Consider the following 20054-nt stretch of genomic DNA (forward strand, 5'->3'; position numbering starts at 1 on the left):
GAAGTGCGGTTCACGGTCCTTGGCCCGGTCGGGGCATCCATCGACGGTCGTCCGGTCGGCTTCGGCCGCGCCCAGCGTCGCGCGATCCTGGCCTATCTGCTGCTTCACACCAACCGGCCGGTTCCTGTCGAGGAGTTGATCGAGGCGATGTGGGCGGGTGCCGCGCCGGCCACCGCCCGCAGCCAGGTGCACAACGCCGTCTCCGCCCTGCGCACCAGCCTGCGCGAGCCGACCGTGCCGGATCGGCTTCATGGCGGCCCAGCTGGGTACCACCTCACGACTTCACCGGAAAATGTTGACCTTTCTACCTTTCGCCACCTGGTTCAGCGATCGCGCGAGCAGCTGGGCGAAGCCGCCGCGCAGAGCCTGCGAGAAGGCCTGCGGCAGTGGAGCGGCGCGCCCCTCGGCGGGATAAACGGCGCGTTTGTCGAGCAGTCCCGTGCCCAGCTCGACGCGCAGCGGGCGGATGCGCTCGAATCGCTTTTCACCATTGAATTGCGGCTTGGCCGGCACGCCGAAGTTGTCCACGAGATACTTCAAGCCTTTGACGGGTACCCGTTACGCGAGAAACTGGCCGGCCAGCTCATGCTCGCGCTGCACCGATGTGGCAGGCAGACCGATTCCCTGGCCGTCTACCGGGCCTTCAGCCAGCGGCTCAACACCGATCTGGGCACCGAGCCGGGCGGCGAGCTTGACCTGCTCCATCGCCGGATTCTCAACAACGATCCGGGTTTGTCGCAGCTCGCAGACGGTCTGCGCCGCCGATTCCTGCCCCGGGCGGTGCCGGACTTTACCGGCCGCACCGAAGAGTTGGCGCAACTCGACCGAATAGCCGAAGGCTCTGTCAACGCGAGCGCCTCGGTCATCGTCACGGCCATCGGCGGGGCGGGCGGGATAGGCAAAACCGAGTTGGCGGTGCACTGGGCATATCGGGTGGCCCCGCGATACCCGGACGGTCAGCTCTACGTCAATCTGCGTGGCTTCGACTCGCAGCGCCCGATGTCCACATTGGAGGCAATCACCGGCCTGCTGCGCATCCTCGATGTTCCAGAGCAACGTATCCCGCACACGCTCGAGGGTGCTTCCGCACTCTACCGCTCCACCCTGGCTGGACAGCGCGTGCTCATCGTGCTCGACAATGCCCAATCAGCCGAACAGGTCAGACCGCTATTGCCTCCTGCGGAAGGCTCATTGGCGGTGGTCACCAGCCGCGACGCTCTGGCCGGTCTGGTCGCCCGCGACGGCGCGCGCAGTGTGACTCTCGGCCCGCTGCCGGACACGGACGCCGTTGAGCTTTTGACACGCATCGTAGGGCCGGGACGGGTGGCCGCAGAGCCGGCCGCCGCAGCCGAGCTCTCCGCCGCCTGTGGACGGCTGCCCCTCGCGCTGCGCGTCGCTGCGGCCAACCTTGCGCTGCATCGAGAATTGCCCATTTTCGAGCTGGTCGCTCAACTCACCCGGGGCGACCGCCTGGCCGCGCTGGCGGTGCCGGGAGACGACGAACTGAGTATCCGCACAGTCTTCGACCGCTCGTATTCCACATTGTCCACATCGGATTCACGCGCCTTCCGCCTCCTGGGGCTGGCGCCGGCTGAAGACTTCTCGGTCGCGGCGGTGGCCGCGCTCATCGGTGGCCCGCCTTCGCTGGCGCAGGACTCCTTGACGTCGCTCACCCAGGCCAGCCTGGTCACCGACACCGGGAAGGACCGCTACCAGCTACACGACCTCACCCGGCTCTACGCGGCGGCCCAGGCGCAGACCATCGACGCGCCGCGCGAAAGACGGCAAGCCGTGGACCGGTTCCTCACCTACTATCTGCGGATGGCTGGGTCCGCGGCGACCGTGGCCTCGCCGCAGACCGTGCGGCTGCATCCCGGCGATGAGACCGCGGAAATCCACCCAGATCCGGTCGCCGCCATGGCCTGGCTGCGAAACGAACAGACCAACCTCGTCGCCTCCACCGAGTACGCGGCCAAACACGGGCCGCCCTCGATGGCCTGGCAGCTTGCCGATGCGTTGCGCGGCTACTTTTGGATCGTTCGAGACATCAACGCGTGGGAAGCCACAGCCACCGCTGGGCTCGCCGCCGCCACCGAGGCCGACGACCCGGGCGGGCGGGCCGCGATGCTGCTCAGCCTGGCCATCATGCACCGCAGCGCGGGCCGCATGCCACGGGCGATCGAGCTGTTCGGCGAGGCACGCGAGCAGGCGGGCCGGGCCGGCTGGGAACAGGGTGCCGCCACCATCGTCGGCAGTCTCGGAATCGCCCACGCCGATCGTGGCGAACCTCGAGCCGCCCTGGACCACTTCGAACAGGCGCTCGCCATCAACCGACGGCTCGGCCGACCCGCCAGTGTCGCGGTCAACCTGGGCAACATCGGCCTGCTGCTGCGCGACCTCGGCGCACTTCATCCAGCCGTCGAACGCCTCACCGAGGCCATCGATCTCTATCGTCAGACCGGCAACAGGTTCGGCGAGGCGACCACCCTGGCCAACCTGGGCCTTACCTACATCGAGCTCGGTGCCGTACCGGCCGCAACCGAGCAGCTCGAGCAGGCTCGGGCCATGAGCGAAAGCCTCAACGACCGGTCGATCGAATCCATCACCGCCAACGCTTTTGCCAATCTTTACCTGCACGCGCGGCGCCTTGGCCCGGCTCGCAAACATGCCGATGCCGCGATCCGGCTGTCCCGGGAGATCGATGACATTCGGCTCCATGTTTCCGCCACAATCACGCTGGCCCGAATCCACCGGGCAAGCGGCGACCTCGCCGACGCGGCCGACGCGGTCAAGGCGGCCCTGCGCGAAAGCGAGGCCATCGAGCTTCGCCAATCGGAATCGCAGGCGCTCGACCTGCTGGCCCAGCTGCGCTACGCACAACGTGATCGCGATGAGGCCCTTGCCCTGGCTCGCCGAGCACTGACCCTCGCCGACACGGACGGGTACCGGAAAGAAGAAGCACAAGCGCTGACCACCATCGCTGAGATCGAGCGCTCGCCGTCGGCCGCACGGCAAGCGCTCGCCATCTGTGAACAGACCGGCTACAGCCTCTGCCTGGACCGGGCCAGGGCTGCCGTGGCGCGCTAGGTCAGGTCAACTTCTTTGTCGGCCCCTGGTTGTACTGCGCGTAGACTTCCCCCGCCTCATAGCCCGACGGGCACGTAGCGCTCGAAGTCCCGACGTCGACGTAGCTGCCGTAACGCGCGGTGTAGGTGCCGTCAAACTTGTAGCAGTCCACCTTGACCCGCGCGCGCCAACTGCCGATGTAACACTGAATCGCCCCGCGGGTCGCGGTGAACGAGTAAAGCGTGCAGTTCTGGCTGCCCCAGGTATCTCCGGCCTGGGCCGCCACCGGCGCAGCCACCGCCCCAAGCGCCGCCGCGGCCAGCACCGCCATAGCCATCGAGCCAGCTTTCCTTCTCAACGCACCCTCCTTCATCCTGATGGCAGAACGCTTTCGCGGTCACTGCCGTCGAGTAGCACGCAGAGCCTGGCACCCTCCACTCATACATCGCCCACACGCCAGACCAACTAAGCCAACGAGCCGCAGCAGCCGTTGCCGATGGGCTAGGGTCGGCAGGTGCTGGCCGACCGTGACCGCCTATTAGCGCTATACCGGGAGCGAGTGACCGGCTACGACGCTGACGAGAATTTCCGCGACCGATGGCGGGCGTGGTGCCGCCTGCTCCTGGCCCACGGCGGCGACCTCGTCGTCCCCCCGCTCCATCCCGAGCCCGACCTCGATCTGCTCCTCGCGATCGGGGTGCTGCAGGAGACCACGGTCACTGCCTTGGACCTGGGCGGCGACTGCCACGCCAATGTCGCCAATTCCTGGCTCGACAGCCGGATCGCGGCCATCGGCACCGGCTACGCCCTGCACGAAGACCTGTGGCGACAGCATTCGTGGGGAGTCAGCGCCGACGGCACCATCGTGGAGACCAAATCACCTCACGAGCGATACTTCGGCGCGACCTTGCCGCCAGGCGAATCCACCGTGCTTTTCGTATTGAACAGCTACCCGGGCGACGTGAAAGCGTTGCTGAAAACAAGCGGCGACCGGGTCCGCGAAATCATCCGGGTGATGCAAATGGTGCGGCAGCGGCTGTCAAAGTCTTGAGCCGCAGCGCAATTACGGCTTCGCGGAGCGGCTCCTACGGCGGCTGACCACAATTGCGCCAGAATCTCCGTCAACGACCCAAGAACACACAGGGATCCCAGTATCAGTGCCACAATCCATGGGACCGCGCTGCCAGTCTTCGCGGGCGCCAGACCACCCTTTGCGGTGCGGAACTCCGCCACGGCCGGCAGATACGGTGCCAGCTGCTCCTCAAACGCGGGATGCGGCTTCGCCACCGTAATCCAAGCGGCGTTCTCACTAAGCTTCGCCCCCAACAGGCGCCGCCACAGCCAGCCCCTTCTGACCAGCGCTACCATCCCGGTCACCATTAGCACCGCGGCCAAGACGGCCCAGAACGGCTTCGACCAGCCGATCGCCACCACCAACAGCGCCAAGCCGCCAACAGCGAAGCCTGCCGCGATCCACATGAGGCGAATGCGCTCCCGCACACATCTGTCGCAGAACGGCCACGCCGACACCGCCAACGTCATCCCCGAGGAAACCGCGGACCAGGAAGTACACGACAACCCCGAAGAGGAGCAGCAGGTATTGCCAATCGGGCGTGGCGGTCTCCAGCTTCACCTTCGTGCGCTGCACCTCCGGCCGGCCATGTTTGGCGCACACGGAAGGGATGCCGTAACCCGCATTCGGCCAATGGCTGGGTATCTCGATGACCATTCTGCTCCTTTAAGGACGAGCCAGCATCATAGGCAAACCCGCCCACAATCCGCTGCCCCGATTCCCTCCGGCGCACGGCCCACGGCAGCCGCTCCATCATCGACTGTCGTTCTCGTGCTGGCTTACCGTGTCACGGACCAGCTTTCGCAAGCGCATCGTTCCGCTCGCGGACATGTCACCCCACTCGATGCCATCAAGATGCGGCTTCGCGTCGGACCAAGCGTTGCTTTCAATACGCTCCTCGAGAATGGTCAAGAGCGTGTGCCGAACGGTCTCCTCCGCGTCTCTGTCGTGGTCGTCCACCATCGGTAGTCGCACATATGCGCATAGCACATCGACACACAATCGCCGAAACCTCGGCCAGCCGTCCGCCAATTCAGCCATCGCATAGACGCCTGCGAGCCGAACGGCAGGTGATGCATTCCCAAGTAGGAGACTCGTGCTGTTGAAAACCTCGGTGAACAGCTGGTAATTGGCCTCACGGGCCGAAAGCTCCTGGCGTGCATCCGCTCGTTCCGTTATACGTTGCTTCCGGTACGCGACGACCAATGCCACTATCCCGCCGATGCCCCCAGTAATGATCAGCGCGATCCGGGCAACCTCAAGCAGAGCGTCGGTGTCGAGCCGTTGTGTCGCGATGCTCGGGCGCCCGAGGAGCAGCCATATCGACGTGACCGAGGCAAGAAAGACCACGAGGCCGGTGCCGATAACTATTGCGACTGAACGCCAAATAGGCGAAAGACCTTGGTATCTCTGGGTACGCGCCCAGTCTGGCGAGTCGTCATTGAGATCCATGGCCATAGTTCTATCAGGGGCAAACAAGCCGTCGTCCAGTGTGGAGCGAGCCCGTTTGATCCGGGCCGGCATGGTGTTGGCGAGTCGTGCCCCGGAGAGGCCTAGGGATGATCAAGCGTCAGCAGATCGGGGTGACCACGCACCCCGTCCTCATGCGGGTTGGATCTTGCCTAGTCACCAGGCCGTCCCTGACGATCTCCGCCTCCTGCGAATCATCCGCCAATCCGAGTGCATTGCGCGCGGACGGTCTGGCCGGCCGGCACCGGCTCGGCGCGCAGCGGGATGAACCCTACGAGGAGCCTTCTGTGCCCGGTTGCTAGCCAAGGTGCGGCCGGTCGAGCGCAGCAATGAAGTGGTCTACGCGCATTCGCATGGAGCGGTCCATGGTGAGGCCGGCCAGTTCGTCTCGCGGCACCCAGCGGACTTCGCGGGATTCGTCGCTGGGTGTGGGCTCACCGGATAACGGGCGAGCGAGGAAGACGACCGAGAACTCTTGGCGCGCTTCGCCATCGCTCGTGTAGAGGATGACGTGTCGCGGGTCGGTGTAGATGCCGACAAGGCCAGTGACCTCGACCTGGATGCCGGTTTCCTCGGCGGTCTCGCGGACGGCTGCGGCGGGAAGTGACTCGCCCAGTTCCATCGCACCGCCTGGCAAAGCCCAGTTGCCGTTGTCTGAGCGGCGGATCATGAGGATGTCACCAGAATCGTTGACTACCAACGCATTGGCCGAGGGGACGACGCTGTTAGCGCGCGGAGCGGCTGGGTCGTCGAAATAGTCGATGCGGCCTGGCACGGCTGGTGCCTCATTTCCGGGGAAATGAAAAACGCTCGACCAGAGTGATCTCTGATCGAGCGTTTCCCGTTGTAGCGGGGACAGGATTTGAACCTGCGACCTCTGGGTTATGAGGATTCCAAGTCCTGTCCCACCCGCTCATCGCAGTCTCGACGGTCCTGGCCAACCACATGATCGCGTCCGCCTCGTCTCACGCGAACGTCACGGTCCGACTCGTTTCGTTAGCAAATCCGTTAGCAAGTTGGCGTGATCAACAGCGATCCGACTCATTGCTCACCTACCTTGATCCTTCCGGCCCACGCGAACAGGCCAGGACGGTAGGCCCGTTCCCAGACGTCCTTGCAGGCACGGATCACAGCAGCCCACCAGAAGTCGAGACTCAGTTCAGGCCCTCATGGGCAGCTACACCTCGGCCGTACGTGATGCCTGATCCGTGCGGCCGAGCGGCGATCCTCTTACTTTCTCGTGATGGTCATGTTGACGCCGCTGTCGGGATGGTAGGACCAGGAGGCGTGAAAGGACCCCCAGTCTCCAGAGCGCCGGCCGTCGAGAGCCCGAGTCGCACCCAACTCGGACCTCAAGGCGTCAGAGACGTCGAGCTCGGTCCAGAAGCACTCCAGCTGTGAATAGCTGATCCCTGGCTGCTCCTCCCCTTGAGACTTTAAGATCAAAGTGTTTCCCTCGTCGCCAACAGTGGCGTACGCCGAGCTTGGTGCACATTTCCTCTTCGCGGTCTCTAACGGTGACTCGGTCACTTCCTGAGCGGCATCTGCCAGGGACTTGTCGTTGACCGCCAACCAAAGGACAACCCCGCCACCCGCAACCACGAGTACAGCGAGCGCCGCCAGCAAGATCGTGAACCGTCTTGAGCGCCTTCGCCTCTTCGGCGGCGCAGTCGGAGGCTTCCCAATCTGGAGAAAGATCTGGCCACTCTCATGGTCCTGCATCATTAGCTCTCCCACCGGACGTCACTCCACAAGCCAAGCTCCTGCTTGGGCTAGACATAACAGGCGTATCCATATTGGTACGACACTGGAATACCTGAAACCACCACCCAGTCATCTCTGACCCAATTGCAGACACGGCAACCCGGTTAATCAGGTGAAAGACATAGCCGTTCAGGTGACGCACTCTTGACCCGCCTCGGGCCACGGACCTGCCGCAGAATCACCCGGCGCAGGAACAGCGACCCTGAACCTACGGATTAACCGCAGGAAGATCGCTAACGGTCAAACAAGAGGTCAGACGGCCATCGCGGTGTTCCGGGGTCCGCTATCGGTCGATGGCGTTGCTGTACTTTGCTGCTGTATGGAAGACGCCATGGCCGGACGGCTGATGAGCTTTGATTGGGGGTGTACTCGCCGGGTCTTCTTGAGAGCTCAGATCATGGCACAGCGCCAGGCTGGAGATCGCTTACTCACCTGCTCTTCCATTCAGCTGCCCGACGACCTTTTGCAACGTCTTCATGTTTCGTGAGATGCACGGTGCCTTGCGCTGTCATGGCGAGGTCACTTCTGGCGGGGCGCATGGTGATGCCGAAGTCCAACATCACCGCAACCTTGCCAGCCCACATTTCCTTGGTAAGGGAGCATCGGAGATAGGACCTAAAGAACCCCGGGCCGTCGATGATTATCTGATCTTCTCCTTGGTGCACAGTGTGCACACGGCGGTCCTCGGTGCGGGCGACGACACCGATCGAGCCCCATCGAGATTGGCGCTGAGCAAATAGGCCGACCTCGACATCGTCAAAGTAGGCCTTGTCCTTGGGAAAGGCCAGCCATCCCTCGGCCTGGTGGTTGGGCAATACGATTGAGTCACCCATCGCGGCATGGACGTAGTACACAGCTGTGAGGGTGAGGGAATAGGAGTCCTCCTCGCGGCGGTCTAGGGCCGCTTCGGCGTCCATCAAGGTCAACGTCGGCAGGTCGGACGCCGGAAGTAATATGCGGATCAGTTCTGCGCGTGTGGCGGTACGCACGGTAGTGCCGTTACGCCACGGCACCTCCAGTGCCACGGGTCCTCCGCCTTGCTTGCCAAAAACCTCGTTTTGAACGACATACGGCGCTTGGTCCGTCTGGAAAAGCAGAGCGACGACCTCCTTACCTTGGACCTGGAACGCTACATCGCGCAGGGCTGGTACGGCGCCGTCAAAGTTGGCGCTGACGGCCGGCCACCACGTCGCGAGATCGTCGGCGGCAACTCCGGTGACGCCGGACTTTTCGTCGACGCCGATCAGCCAAAGTGCTTGATCTCCGGCGATGGAGTTGCATAAACCGGCGATGCGGCGAGCCGCCTTGTTGGGTTCACTCGGCCACACGCTCTTGAGTTCAACGTTGGAATCCTCGACCTTCGCACCCGCAGTTAGCCGGTTGATCACTCGAAGTGCCCAAGCCTCAATCTCGACGGTGCGCACGTACACATCCTCTCGGCTTGTCGGATGGGCCCTGAATAGCTGCGATCGACAACTTTAGCGGTTCCTGCTCACTACCTGACCTTGGAGGAGTTGACTAGCCAACGTCGATCTTGGCTACACCTTGGGCGCGGTAGCCTAGACTTGGGCAGGATTCCTGTCCTGTACTCGATTCCCAACCCCGGAAGGGGCCGCTGGTGCGGCACATCGTATTCGCGACATACGTCCTCTCTGGCTTGCCGCCGTAGCTTTGGTGGGCTACTTCTGGGCCGTCGGTGAGCTTGGACTCGCAGAGGCCAACGTAAACTTGATCCTCAACTTGGTCTCAAGTGGAGTCGCGTTCGCGATTGGTGATTGGGTAGAGGACAGGAATCCCACAACCGCCATTGCGTCTCTTGCACCGTCAGCTTGGGAATTTCCGATCAACTCGAACATACGTCTGTTTTGGATAGTGTGACCAGCGGTGAATCCGCCCGATGGTGCCCGCTCATGACCACTCTGGGACTGGGGTACTGGCCCACCGCTGGCCCGTTCGATCTCGGTTTCCGTAGAGGTTGCCCCTGCCCGTCACCGTCGCTCCCGCCCTTCGGGCAGCGGGCGAGAAAGCGGGCTGCCCCGCAGTCGCGGACCCGGCGGCGGTCGCACGGACGCTTGGCGGCCCGCTTTCTTGTCTGCTGGGCTCTGCCCGGGAGCGACCTCCGGCGGGGTGGCCTTCGCGTGCCCCCAGCTCGGAGCTTGAGCTCCCCGCCGGAGGCGAGAGGTCTGGAAGCACGGCGGTGGAGGAGCGAAGCGACGACCCTCGGCGGGAGCAGTGGAGTGGAACCACAACGGACCTGCGACATGGGCTAGAACTTTCGGGGCATGTCGATGAGAAAATTAGTTCGATCCGGGGATCTGAAAATATGAAATGACCGCACGCGAACGCGGCCAACTTTGCGATTCTCAATGTTTAAGACAAAGAGGAAGCGGCCGGCTCCGCCCCGCTGGGCGGCCGGAGGCCGAGCCCGGCGGCGCGGACCCGGCCATAATGCCAGAAGGGGGTGGGCGGTCCCGTAACTGGTCGTTGATCTGACTCTTCGGTATGAACATAAGCATTGTGTTCAGCTGGCACGGCGCAATACTTACTTCAGCGAGCGCTGCCAAGGTTCAGCGGCTCGGATGGCCCTTAAGGGTCGAGTGAGAACAGCGGAGCTGGGAGGTTTAATGGCACGGCGCGTCTTCATTAGCTATAGCCATAGAGATGAATCGATCGTGCGAATGCTGGATGCTAGCTTGACGGCCGCTGGCGTGGAGACCTTTCTCGATGACCGCGACATCCGAATTGGCGATTCATTTGTCGAAAGAATCTACGAAGGGCTGGCTGCGGCCACTGACTTGCTGTATGTCGTGTCAACGTCCTCTGTGAATTCGGCGTGGGTCGCCGAGGAACTTGGCGTTGCAAAAGTAAAGCAGAAGCAGACCGACGGTTTTCGAATCCTCCCAGTCTTAGTTGACGACTGCGACGTACCTATCTCGGTTAAGCACATTCGTTATGCAGACATGCGTCAGTGGAAAGATCCTCTTCGCTATCGCGCTGCATTGGGAAAGCTATTGGCAAGCCTAGATGTGAAATTGGTGCCGATAGCTGGTGAGCTGACTGCCTGGTGGCTTGAGAGTGGCCGCAAGATGCGAGATGCACGTCACGTCTTGAATGAGTACCTTGGTTACCTGAACTTCGTGATCGGCTGGGCGCAGTGGTTCCAAGATCGCAGCATTCTGAATGACGGAAAGCTTTCCACGAAGCCACTCGATGAAGATCGATATGATATGCGCATCAACCAGGCGGTCGAGGAGATCGCAGATCTAATCGAACCTCTGGTCGCGGTCGACCGACGCATCGCGGCGTTCAAAGAAGAATCAATGGCGTTCCTTGCTGCTCCCTCAAGCAATTGGATGGAGCATGATGCGATACGAAAGTTACGAGATCCGTTGAGACGCGCCTTGTCTCTGCTGGATGAACTAGAGGACGAGGTCACAACGGTGATCCACTCCACGATTCAGGCAGCAACCTCGTAGCGTCGTGTTTGATGGACTGATGAAACTGACCTGGCAGAGGTTTGAACCTCGGGTGTCCCGTCGGCGGCCAGGGTCGGCCGCGTACGCGGCCGTTTAATGACAATGAAGAACAACTCGGCAGTGCGGAAACAGCCCGGATGTCTTGTCTCGGGTGATGCTCTCCCCTGTGTGTCCCAGTTGATACTTTCCATGCCGTGATGCGGCTGGCCGATCATGTGATGTTTGCGGACGTCGCTTGGCCGGGAGCCGGGATTGGCTTTGAGCCGGCCTGAGGGCACGCAGTGGATGCTCGGTGTCAGCGAATTTGTGGGGCTTAGGTGGTTTGATCTGCGGCGCGTAGAGCAGCGGCGAGGTTGTTGCGTGACGTGAGAGTGTGGGGGTGGTCGGTTCCCAGTACTCGGATCCGGTCGGCCAGGGTCTGCTCGTAAAAGGCGATGGCTTCGGCGAGTCGTCCCACCTTCTGGTAGGCGTAGGCGAGGTTGTTGCGTGAGGCGAGGGTGTAAGGGTGGTCGGTTCCCAGTATCTGCATGCAGTCGGCCAACGTCTGCTCATGCAAGGGGATGGCTTTGTCGAGTCGTCCTGCAGCCTCGTAGGCGCTAGCGAGGTTGTTGCGTGAGGTGAGAGTCTGGGGGTGGTCGGTTCCCAGTACCCGGGTCCGGTCGGCCAGGGTCTGCTCGTGCAGAGCGATGGCTTCGGCGAGTCGTCCCGCAGCCTCGTAGGCGTTAGCGAGGTTGTTGCGTGAGGTGAGGGCCTGGGGGTGGTCGGTTCCCAGTACCCGGATCAAGTCGGCCAGGGTCTGCTCGTGCAGAGCGATGGCCTCGGCGAGTCGTCCCGCGTTCTGGTAGGCGTAGGCGAGGTTGTGGCGTGAGTTGAGGGTATCGGGGTGGTCGGTTCCTAGTACCCGCTCATAGTCGGCCAGCGTCTGCTGTTGTAGGGGGATGGCTTGGTCGAGCCGTCCCGCCGACTCGTAGGCACCGGCGAGGTTGTTGCGTGAGTTCAGGGTGTACAGGTGGTCTATTCCCAGTACCCGCTCGCAGTCGGACAGTGTCTGCTCGTATAGGGGGATGGCTTCGTCGAGCCGTCCCGCCGACTCGTAGGCGCTGGCGAGGCTATTGCGTGAGACCAGAGTCTGGGGGTAATCGGTTCCTAGCACTCGCTCGCAGTCGACAAGGGTCTGCTCGTGCAGGGGGATGGCTTCGTCGAGCCGTCCCGCCGACTTGAGCACTTGTCCTGCCCAGTTGCAGTTGGCGAGCAGCAGTTCAGTGGGCTGTGGGCTGTGCTGGCATAGGGCCAGTATGTGGGTGACCAGTTCGTCGAGTTCGCGGCGGCGGTGTACGACCTGGTCGAGTGGCAGGTCGTCGGTGAGCGTGTCGAGCATTGCGGTCGCGTTATCGATCGTGTGGCTGAGGCGCTGCTGGCCTGCGAGGTGGCGGATGATAGTGGCGGTTAGCCGGTGCACGGCGATCACCACTTGGTCGGCTGGATGGTGGCTGGTCGGCCGGTCGACGTGTTCGCGTTCGGCGAGCGTGATGAGCGAAGCGTTGGCCAGTACCCGCAATGCCCGACTCATCGTCGTAGCGTCGTGGTCGAGCGCCGTCAGCGCATGCGGCGTGGTGAGCAGGAAGCGGCTAATGCCTTCCTGTGCGAGCACGGCGAGCACGGTGAGCAGCTGATGGGTATGACCGGCAGGGTCGGCACGCTGAATGCTGTCGATAGATAGAGCGGTGGCTTTCAGGATTCCGGGGTGGTCTGCACCCGCCTGCTGCCGGAGAACTTCGTCGAGTTCGACGGTGTTCAGTCTGTCCAGGTAGAGCTGGTAGGTGAGCCGGTTCAGGCGCATGTAGGCGGCGGCTTGGGCCAAGCCAAGCGGTAGCCAACCCAGCTGGAGCCCCACTTTGCGAGCCAGGTCGGCGTCGTGGTCGCCGGTGGCGCTGATCAGGAACGCAACACCTTGCGGCGGAGTGAACATGCCCACCGCAATCGGAGTGACCCCTGGCATGGCGGTGAATTCTTGCCGGTTGGTCGTGACGATCACTTTCGCTGTCCCCGCGGCGGGCAGAAAGGGTTTGACGCTGTCCGGGTCGTCGACATTGTCGAATACGAGCAGCCGCCGTTTGCGATCATTGACGCTGACCGCCTGGATCACCTGCGCGGCAATCTGATCTGACGAAAGCTCGGCGGCGGTCAATCCCCACATCACGCCGAGCTGGGCCAGATCGGTGATCGGCCCGGCCTCGGCGTTTATCCACGCGACCAGGTTGTAGCCCTGCTTGACACAGTCTCGTGCGTGGGCGGCGGCCAGCTGTGACTTGCCTGCACCGCGAGCGCCAGGCAATGCCACCAGGGCCGCACGTTTCCGGCGGCCCAACGCTTTCGCTAGGCGACGCTGCTCGGACGGGCGTGGCTGAAACGAGGCCGCCTCATGCGGGATCGCCCCGAACACCACGTTGTCATTACCGCCAGCCAAACCCGGCGTAGCGGCTGGCATTCGGGGTCTCGCGGGGTTGATACTCAGCGCGCCGCCAACAGCGGCCAGTATCGTCCCCGCCACCGCCAGCACAGCGGCCAGCCAAGGCCGATCGGCCAGCAAGGTCGCCAAGGCCGTCAACAGACCACTGACCCCGGCTAATCCGATGACTGCTGCCCAAGTACGCCGAACTGCCACCACGATCTCCCGTCCACGGTGTCGTAATGGCTGCAGTGTCGCATCACGACACCACCAACCAGGTCCACCAACCAGCTCTACCAAGCCTAGGCGGAAAGCATCACCCGGGACGGAAACGGAAACCATCACCCGGGACTCGACAGGAATCAGCCCGGAGCGTCGTGACCCTCCTGGATGCCTGCTTTCGCCAGGCCGGGACGACTCGGGAGTGCCAAGACGTCTGCGTGGAGACGGTGTCTCCACTCCTTGCGCGCGTGAAGACTCTGTTGCAGTTGCTCAATGCAGCGACCGACGGAAACCGCATCGAGCGGCCGCCGGTAGATCACTGCGAGGTGATCGATCGCGATTCCTCGCTACGCGGCGTGAGGAGGGTGAGCATGGACTCGAAGGTGTCGGGTGTCGCCGATGTAACAAGCGGCGCTGGGCGCAGGGACGTCCCATTGATGGAAGTCACGGTTGATCTGGCGCAAGGGATGACCATCAAAACGGACCGGTGCGTAGGCGACGTGCCGATACTGGAGATTGTGACTGGCGGCGCGAGGCTCGTGATTAGCGTGGACGTTGGTGACGTCCGGCGGCTGGAGGCGGAAGACGTTCTGCTCGCCGAAGCGTTCGCGGAGGCGGCCTGCGACCTGCGAGATGAGCTGCAGCGGATCGTGGCGGACCGCCGTAGAAGCGCTGCGCTTCGAGTGGTGCGTTAGCTGGCGGGTCGGGCTTGAGCCCAGACTCGCTCGAAGGATTCCATGTATGCGGCAGCCATTCCGTCGGGGTGACTGAGGCGTAGGTGGAGGACGGGGGCGTGGCCGGCGGGGCAGCTGTAGATGTGGGTGTTGACGAGTAGGTCGTTGTCGGAGCGGTAGATCGAGTTGTAGAGAACCGTGTCGTGCAAACGTATTTCGACGCCGGGCTCGTTGGTGAGCGGGCGGAAGAGTACGAGTGCGTTGCGGATTTTGGCTCCCATGATGTCGTCGATGCCTTCGTCTGCGCCCCGCCGGGCGATATGGGTTCCGGTGTGGTCGCCGAGGGCGATGCGTACCCGGATGCCTTGGCGGGCTTTGGTTTGCAGAGTGCGCAGGATCGTGGCATCTTCGGCGGAGAACAGGGCGCTGAAGGCCAGGATGCCGATGTCGTGTTGGGCGTTTGCGAAGTGGCGGTGCCAGACGTCGGTGGGGACGGCGGAGCGGTGTGGGTAGGTGACGCGTAGTTCGTCGGCGGAGGTATCGGGCTTAAGTCGGGGGATGGTTTCGGGCCATAGGTCGGCGACGGTCCAGCCCGTGAGGTTGGCCAGGGCGGTGCGGTTGCGGGGGTAGGGCAGGCGGCCAGCGAACCAGCGTTGGACGGTTTTGGGATCAACGGTTAGGCGCGCGGCGACGTCGTCGGCGTCCAGGCCGACGGTGGCCAGGGCACGGGCGAGGGGGTGTCGCACCGGAAGCCTCCCAGCTCGCGGGCAGTGATGAACCTCAGTGTAGGCCAAGACGTACCAAGACGTCCCTCAGACGCGGTACCTGGTTGATGACCATGGGCGAAGACTGGTGCCGAAAAGGTGATAGCGAGCGGAGAGATCACATGGACGAGCGGCGGGCGGCGCTGGGCAAGGACGATGCGAAGGGCGCCCAGGATGCGGCGGATCTGCTGGCGTTGGCGTTGGAGGACGTCGGGTTCGATGTCGGGCGCGACTTTCCGTCGTTGAGCAGCGGTGCCGGGCCGGGCGGGGTCGGCTTTGTGGAGCTGGGGCGGGTGTCCGGTGGGGTGGCGTTTGACCTGGCCATCGTCCTGACTGCGGCAAAGGGGCGCGGGATCACGCTGTAGGCCGGTGGCCTACGCTCAGGCGAGATCTCGGCTGATAGAGGGGTTGGCGGTGAGCCCTAGGGCAACCGCGTGGGGCGCGTACCTGGCGGTCGCGGATGCCCTGCGCGCCAAGATTGCCGACGGCGAGTTGACGCCGGGCTCGTTGCTGCCCTCGGAGTCTGCGTTGTGTGCCGAGTATGGCATGGCGCGCAACACTATCCGGCGGGCGTTGGATCTGTTGGCCGCCGACGGGCTGATCGAATCGATGCCCGGGCGTGGGCGGGTGGTGGCAAGCCCTGGGGAGCGGGCTGAGGCGGTTCCGCAGTACCAGATGATCGCTGATGAGCTGCGGCTGCTGGTGGAGTCGGGCGAGCTGGGGCCGGGGGATGCGCTGCCGAGCGAGGCGGCGTTGTCAGCGCAGTATGGGGTGTCGCGTGGTACGGCGCGGCATGCGCTGGCTGAGCTGGAAGGTGCCGGGCTGGTCGACGCGGTGCATGGCAAGGGGCGCTTCGTGCGTTCCCGGTGAGGGCCGGCTTCGTTACTCTCGGACCTGTGGAACATGTTCAATGGGCGCGCGACCTGGCAGAGAAGCTGCTCGCCGAAGCGCTGCCGGTGCGGTGGGCGCACACGCAGGGAGTAGCGCGAGTGGCGGAGTCCATTGCCGACATCGTCGACACCGACGCTGAGATGCTGGTCTGCGCTGCGTGGCTTCACGACATTGGGTATGCGCCGCCGTTGGCGCGCACCGGATTTCACCCACTGGACGGAGCGCGTTACCTGCGTGACGAGGTGGGAGCAGATGACCAGCTGTGCCGATTGGTAGCGCATCACACCTGCGCTGCGATCGAGGCCGAGAATCGCGGGCTGGCCGATGAGCTGCTAGCCGAGTTCGCGCCTGTCGGGGGTCTTGTCGCGGACGCGCTGACCTTCTCAGACATGACCACGAGTCCGCATGGTGACCGTGTTGAGGTGCAGGAACGGCTAGCGGAGATCCTTTCGCGGTACGGCGAGGGGTCGCTGGTTGCGGAGTCGATCGCGAAGGCGCGACCGGAGATCGAACGGTCGGCGCAGTCGGTGGCTGCAGCATTAGGTGGGACCAGTAACGAAACCCCGTAGCTGCAACACCGTGCTTCATGCCAACGCGGACGACGTGTCCGTTCGGTCGGGAAGGCTTGGACCTTTCACCATCAACAAGTACTGATGGCGATGGTTATGGTATGCCGCATGCCGATCGACTACCTCTATCCGCTTGAGCAAACAGGGCAGCAATACGTCGTGAACGGACGTGCCGCAACGCCCGAGGTCCTAGCCTTGGAGGCGGCGTCGGGCGAGCATTCGTGCTTCCTGGTATCTGCGCACATCGGCGATCTTGAGAGGGAAGATCGGATCTGGTTCCGCGCCAGCCTCCCCGAACAACGCCTAGTGGCCATGGGTTGGGTTCAGGCACCTGCCTACGAAGGCACCGACGATGGACTTTGGCGCGTTGTCGTCGCTTTCGATCGCGACATCTCACGACGTCTCCAGCAAGACCGGGACGCGCCAGTAGTCCGCGCCGCACGTCAGGCGGTGTGGGAAGCGACTGCAGAGGAGTCAGCCGCCCTGAAGCGATATGCAGGCCTCAAGGCACTCACCTGACCCGGGAGGCTCGTCCGTCGACCAGGCCCGAAATGGCTAGTCAGACGGCTCCATGCGGGTGAGCCGACCTTGCTCATCGCGGGTCCAGCGGCGGCCTGCGCTGTCGAGGAATTCGAGCTGTACAGGTTCGGGCTCGACATAAGTGCGGAGCCAATCTGCGGGCGCTGCGCGGCGGACAGTCTGGCCGGGTGGTACAAGGCCGATGAATTCGGTTTGCTCCTCGCCGGAGGCGGCGGGCAGGGGTAGTTCCACCTCGTAGATAGGCATGTCGCTGGCGTTGTGGATGTGGAATGCGATCTCACGGGCGCCCGAGGGCGAGCGGGTGAGCTCAACCCACGCGCTGATGCGGGCTGCTTGGTTGCGCCGTTCGTCCTCTGACCGGTCGGCTTCACGGCGGTGCTCGGCGCGTAGCAGGATGAACCCGACGACGAAAGCGCCGACCGTGCCCACGGCGGAGAAGATCTCAGCCGCGGTGCCGACCCAGTCGCTAGCCAAGGTGTGGCCGGTCCGGCGCGGTCAGGAAATGGTCGAGGCGCATGCGCATGGAGCGGTCCATGGTGAGGCCGGCTAGCTCGTCTCGCGGAACCCAGCGGACTTCGCGGGATTCGTCGCTGGGTGTGGGCTCGCCGGATAGCGGCTTGGCGATGAAGACGACCGAGAACTCTTGGCGCGCTTCGTCATTGCTTGTATAGAGGATGACGTGGCGGGGGTCGGTATAGATGCCGACAAGGCCGGTGACCTCGACTTGGACGCCGGTTTCCTCGGCGGTCTCACGGACGGCTGCGGCGGGGAGGGATTCCCCCAGGTCCATCGCGCCGCCGGGCAAGGCCCAGTTGTCGTTGTCCGAGCGGCGGATCATGAGGACGTCGCCAGAGTCGTTGACTACCACCACGTTCGCTGAGGGGACGACGCTGTTAGCGCGGGGAGCGGCGGGATCGTCGAAGTAGTCGATGCGGCCTGGCACAGCTGGTACCTCATTCCAATGGGCTGGCTTTGTCCCACACGCTGTCGAAACTCTCCAGATAGGAGGTCACCATATCGCCACCGGCGACCTTCCGAAGGTGGAGCACTGGGGCTTGAGCTGCGGGGAAGCCGTAGATGTGCGTGTTAATCATCAGTTGGTCGTCGGCGCGGTAGATCGAGTTGTACAAGATTGTGCGATGGGCTCGGAACTCGACGTTCTCGATGTTGCGCAGCGACCGGAGCAGCACGATGACGTTGCGAATGCGGGCGGCCATGTTGTCGCCGATTTCCTCGTCGGCACCACGTTGGGCGACCTCTTCGCTGTCCGGGTCGCCGAGCAAAATGCGCACCGTGGCACCGGCCATCGCCTTGCGGCGCAGTGTATTCACGACTCCGGCATCCTCGGCGAGGAACATTCCGCTGTAGACAAGGATGCCGATTTCCCGTTCTGCGCCTTCGAAGAAGTTGCGCCACATGTCAGAGGGAACGGTCCAGCGGTGCGGGTACACGCTGATGATTTCGCTCTCTGAGGCGTTGGCGATCTGGTGCGGGCTCAGCGCGTCTGGCCAGAGGAAGACCTCGTCGACGCCGAGGTACGTCGCCACTTTGTAGCGGTGGCGGCGGTAGGGAGTACGGCCGGCGATCCAGCGTTCGACGCTCTTCGGGTCAACGCTGATTTCTGCTGCGAGCTGCTCAGGGGTGATGCCACGCTGCAGCAAAATGGACCGCAAGCGATCGTTACGCATCTTCCCCCCACGCCAGGACGTCCTGCCAAGTGACAACAATAAGCGAGACATCTCGATGAGGTCCAGCGACTAGGTGACCACGTCCCGGCCTGCTGCCGCATCCTCAATACATCGACGCACTCAAGCGTCGTAACCAGCCGGGACGAATGAGATGTAACGACAACCTTGACGGCCGAGCCGATCGTCAACGAAGCTGAATCTGAACATGTTGTACATGTTTACATCTCGGATGTTCCACGAAGGAGAAAGGCAAGATCTTGGTTCCCAACTCGATCAAAATCCCAGTGGCGTTCGAGTATGTCTTCCCGCGCGGCGCGCTGTTCCTCAGCGTTGACAAGGTGATCGACTTCGCGAAGGGCCGTGATGGCGACAACCAGGCCCGTGACGAGAACGGTGTCCGGCTGTGGTCGGTCAAGGTCCTCGACCTCGACCCCGAGGCCGGAAAGTTCGGGCGCTCCACCGAATTGAAGGTGAAGATCGCCGCCAACGACGCGCCGCAACCGCCCGAGTCGGCAATGCCGGGCTATCCACCGGCGGTCGGGTTCACCGAGGTGACGGTGACTCCCTACAACGACAGCAACTCGTGCAAGGGCGACAAACAACCGCACAAATGCAGGGCACGGCTGGCCTGGTCGATCCGGGCTGGCGCGATGGTCACACCTGATCGCGTGACCGCCTAGCAAGTTAACTCCACCCGTTGGGGCGGGCGTCATCCGCCAAGACACCGCCTGCCCCAACGGCTTCAACCCCATCCGCAGCATACAGAAGGGGCCGTCGTGCCTACGCTACATGACTCTGACCGATCCACCCCTGTTCGCCTTCGGGCCGAACACTTCACTGACCTCGACGTCTTCGACATCGCCTCGGCCGGCTCAGTCCTCGCCGCAGCGATCGCAGACATCGCCCACCACCAGATCAGCGAGCCTGGTTACTGGGACTGCTACGGCGATCCCTCCGACGAACTGGCCCGCCTGCAAGACGCGCTCGACGGCATGCAGCAAGCCGTCCGCGACGCTCGCGCGCAGCTGTCTTCAGTTGAGCGACGCGCACGCCGCAGGGCCAAGCGTGGCGGTGGTCGCAAGCGTTCTAGCTCAGGTGGCACCCGATGAGCGCCCGCAAGAACACCGTCAGGGCCGACCTGACGCCAAGCCGCAGACGTTCCGTGGAAAACAAGGCGTTCGCTGGATTCGCTCGGCGGGTGATACGGGCATTCTCGCGGCGCGTGGCGACGGGTGACGTCGAAGCATTGACCGACCTACTGAAGTTCGCCGCCGACCTCGACGACGCGATACAGGACGCCGTCGTAGGCCTGCGCGAGCACGGCTACTCATGGTCGGAGATCGCGCAACGAGCGGGCATCCGCAAGCAGACCGCCTGTGAGCGTTGGGGCTCAAAGCGCAAACCTGCGG

General features: G+C 63.4%; 19 protein-coding genes and 1 pseudogene. 11 read left to right on the forward strand and 9 right to left on the reverse strand.

Annotated elements, in window-relative coordinates; genetic code table 11:
• Positions 1–3: 3 nt before the first annotated feature.
• Complete coding sequence (locus tag Rhe02_RS30380; protein ID WP_203911837.1) at positions 4–3087, forward strand: AfsR/SARP family transcriptional regulator; 3084 nt, start codon at positions 4–6, stop codon at positions 3085–3087.
• Position 3088: 1 nt separating this feature from the next.
• Here Rhe02_RS30380 and Rhe02_RS30385 read toward each other — a convergent pair whose 3' ends face one another.
• The gene (locus Rhe02_RS30385) at positions 3089–3424 is read right to left on the reverse strand and encodes a hypothetical protein (protein WP_203911838.1); all 336 of its coding nucleotides are present in this window, start codon (positions 3422–3424) and stop codon (positions 3089–3091) included.
• Between the two features lie 156 nt (positions 3425–3580).
• On the opposite strand from Rhe02_RS30385, the gene Rhe02_RS30390 reads away from it, so the two are divergent.
• On the forward strand, positions 3581–4117 hold the full coding sequence (locus tag Rhe02_RS30390; RefSeq protein WP_203911839.1) for a hypothetical protein: 537 nt from the start codon (positions 3581–3583) through the stop codon (positions 4115–4117).
• A 774-nt stretch (positions 4118–4891) separates the two neighbouring features.
• Here the strand turns inward: Rhe02_RS30390 and Rhe02_RS30395 are convergent.
• From Rhe02_RS30395 to Rhe02_RS30405, 3 genes are all read right to left on the reverse strand, one after another.
• Positions 4892–5590 (reverse strand): hypothetical protein, encoded by a 699-nt coding sequence (locus tag Rhe02_RS30395; RefSeq protein ID WP_203911840.1) that lies wholly within the window; start codon positions 5588–5590, stop codon positions 4892–4894.
• Positions 5591–5906: 316 nt separating this feature from the next.
• On the reverse strand, positions 5907–6383 hold the full coding sequence (locus Rhe02_RS30400) for an NUDIX hydrolase (protein ID WP_203911841.1): 477 nt from the start codon (positions 6381–6383) through the stop codon (positions 5907–5909).
• 1417 nt (positions 6384–7800) lie between these two features.
• Positions 7801–8796, reverse strand: a complete 996-nt coding sequence (locus tag Rhe02_RS30405; protein WP_203911842.1) for a hypothetical protein — start codon at positions 8794–8796, stop codon at positions 7801–7803.
• A 1200-nt stretch (positions 8797–9996) separates the two neighbouring features.
• Between Rhe02_RS30405 and Rhe02_RS30410 the strand changes: the two genes are divergently transcribed.
• Complete coding sequence (locus Rhe02_RS30410; RefSeq protein ID WP_203911843.1) at positions 9997–10848, forward strand: toll/interleukin-1 receptor domain-containing protein; 852 nt, start codon at positions 9997–9999, stop codon at positions 10846–10848.
• A 313-nt stretch (positions 10849–11161) separates the two neighbouring features.
• Here the strand turns inward: Rhe02_RS30410 and Rhe02_RS30415 are convergent, their stop codons facing one another.
• The gene (locus tag Rhe02_RS30415; protein WP_203911844.1) at positions 11162–13513 is read right to left on the reverse strand and encodes a tetratricopeptide repeat protein; all 2352 of its coding nucleotides are present in this window, start codon (positions 13511–13513) and stop codon (positions 11162–11164) included.
• A 224-nt stretch (positions 13514–13737) separates the two neighbouring features.
• Between Rhe02_RS30415 and Rhe02_RS30420 the strand changes: the two genes are divergently transcribed.
• Entirely contained in the window at positions 13738–14214 is a 477-nt protein-coding gene (locus Rhe02_RS30420) for a hypothetical protein (RefSeq protein ID WP_203911845.1), read from the forward strand.
• On the opposite strand, the gene Rhe02_RS30425 is transcribed toward Rhe02_RS30420, so the two are convergent.
• Complete coding sequence (locus Rhe02_RS30425) at positions 14211–14939, reverse strand: phospholipase D-like domain-containing protein (RefSeq protein WP_203911846.1); 729 nt, start codon at positions 14937–14939, stop codon at positions 14211–14213. The two genes, Rhe02_RS30420 and Rhe02_RS30425, sit on opposite strands and share 4 nt — an antisense overlap.
• Positions 14940–15079: 140 nt before the next feature.
• Between Rhe02_RS30425 and Rhe02_RS30430 the strand changes: the two genes are divergently transcribed.
• From Rhe02_RS30430 to Rhe02_RS30445, 4 genes are all read left to right on the forward strand, one after another.
• On the forward strand, positions 15080–15322 hold the full coding sequence (locus tag Rhe02_RS30430; RefSeq protein WP_203911847.1) for a hypothetical protein: 243 nt from the start codon (positions 15080–15082) through the stop codon (positions 15320–15322).
• 49 nt (positions 15323–15371) lie between these two features.
• Positions 15372–15827: a GntR family transcriptional regulator gene (locus tag Rhe02_RS30435; protein ID WP_203911848.1), complete on the forward strand. Its 456-nt coding sequence runs from the start codon at positions 15372–15374 to the stop codon at positions 15825–15827.
• 26 nt (positions 15828–15853) lie between these two features.
• The gene (locus Rhe02_RS30440) at positions 15854–16417 is read left to right on the forward strand and encodes an HD domain-containing protein (protein WP_203911849.1); all 564 of its coding nucleotides are present in this window, start codon (positions 15854–15856) and stop codon (positions 16415–16417) included.
• 108 nt (positions 16418–16525) lie between these two features.
• Positions 16526–16936 (forward strand): hypothetical protein, encoded by a 411-nt coding sequence (locus Rhe02_RS30445; RefSeq protein WP_203911850.1) that lies wholly within the window; start codon positions 16526–16528, stop codon positions 16934–16936.
• Positions 16937–16972: 36 nt separating this feature from the next.
• On the opposite strand, the gene Rhe02_RS30450 is transcribed toward Rhe02_RS30445, so the two are convergent.
• From Rhe02_RS30450 to Rhe02_RS30460, 3 genes are read right to left on the reverse strand one after another with little or no spacing between them, the layout of a single operon-like run.
• Entirely contained in the window at positions 16973–17431 is a 459-nt protein-coding gene (locus Rhe02_RS30450) for a hypothetical protein (RefSeq protein WP_203911851.1), read from the reverse strand.
• Positions 17424–17900: an NUDIX hydrolase gene (locus Rhe02_RS30455; RefSeq protein ID WP_203911852.1), complete on the reverse strand. Its 477-nt coding sequence runs from the start codon at positions 17898–17900 to the stop codon at positions 17424–17426. The genes Rhe02_RS30450 and Rhe02_RS30455 overlap by 8 nt, the downstream gene beginning before the upstream one ends.
• A gap of 10 nt (positions 17901–17910) precedes the next feature.
• Positions 17911–18618 carry a helix-turn-helix domain-containing protein gene (locus Rhe02_RS30460; protein ID WP_239124145.1) on the reverse strand — a complete coding sequence of 236 codons (708 nt, stop codon included), beginning with the start codon at positions 18616–18618 and terminating at the stop codon, positions 17911–17913.
• A 311-nt stretch (positions 18619–18929) separates the two neighbouring features.
• On the opposite strand from Rhe02_RS30460, the gene Rhe02_RS30465 reads away from it, so the two are divergent.
• The 3 genes and pseudogenes from Rhe02_RS30465 to Rhe02_RS30475 form a co-directional block, all read left to right on the forward strand.
• Positions 18930–19325, forward strand: coding sequence for a hypothetical protein (locus Rhe02_RS30465; protein WP_239124146.1), 396 nt, complete (start codon positions 18930–18932; stop codon positions 19323–19325).
• Between the two features lie 96 nt (positions 19326–19421).
• Positions 19422–19754, forward strand: a complete 333-nt coding sequence (locus Rhe02_RS30470) for a hypothetical protein (RefSeq protein WP_203911855.1) — start codon at positions 19422–19424, stop codon at positions 19752–19754.
• Positions 19751–20044: pseudogene (locus Rhe02_RS30475) on the forward strand (hypothetical protein); the annotation flags it as partial. The gene Rhe02_RS30470 and the pseudogene Rhe02_RS30475, both read left to right, overlap by 4 nt.
• Positions 20045–20054 lie beyond the last annotated feature (10 nt).

Source organism: Rhizocola hellebori (assembly GCF_016862955.1).
GTDB classification, from domain to species: domain Bacteria; phylum Actinomycetota; class Actinomycetes; order Mycobacteriales; family Micromonosporaceae; genus Rhizocola; species Rhizocola hellebori.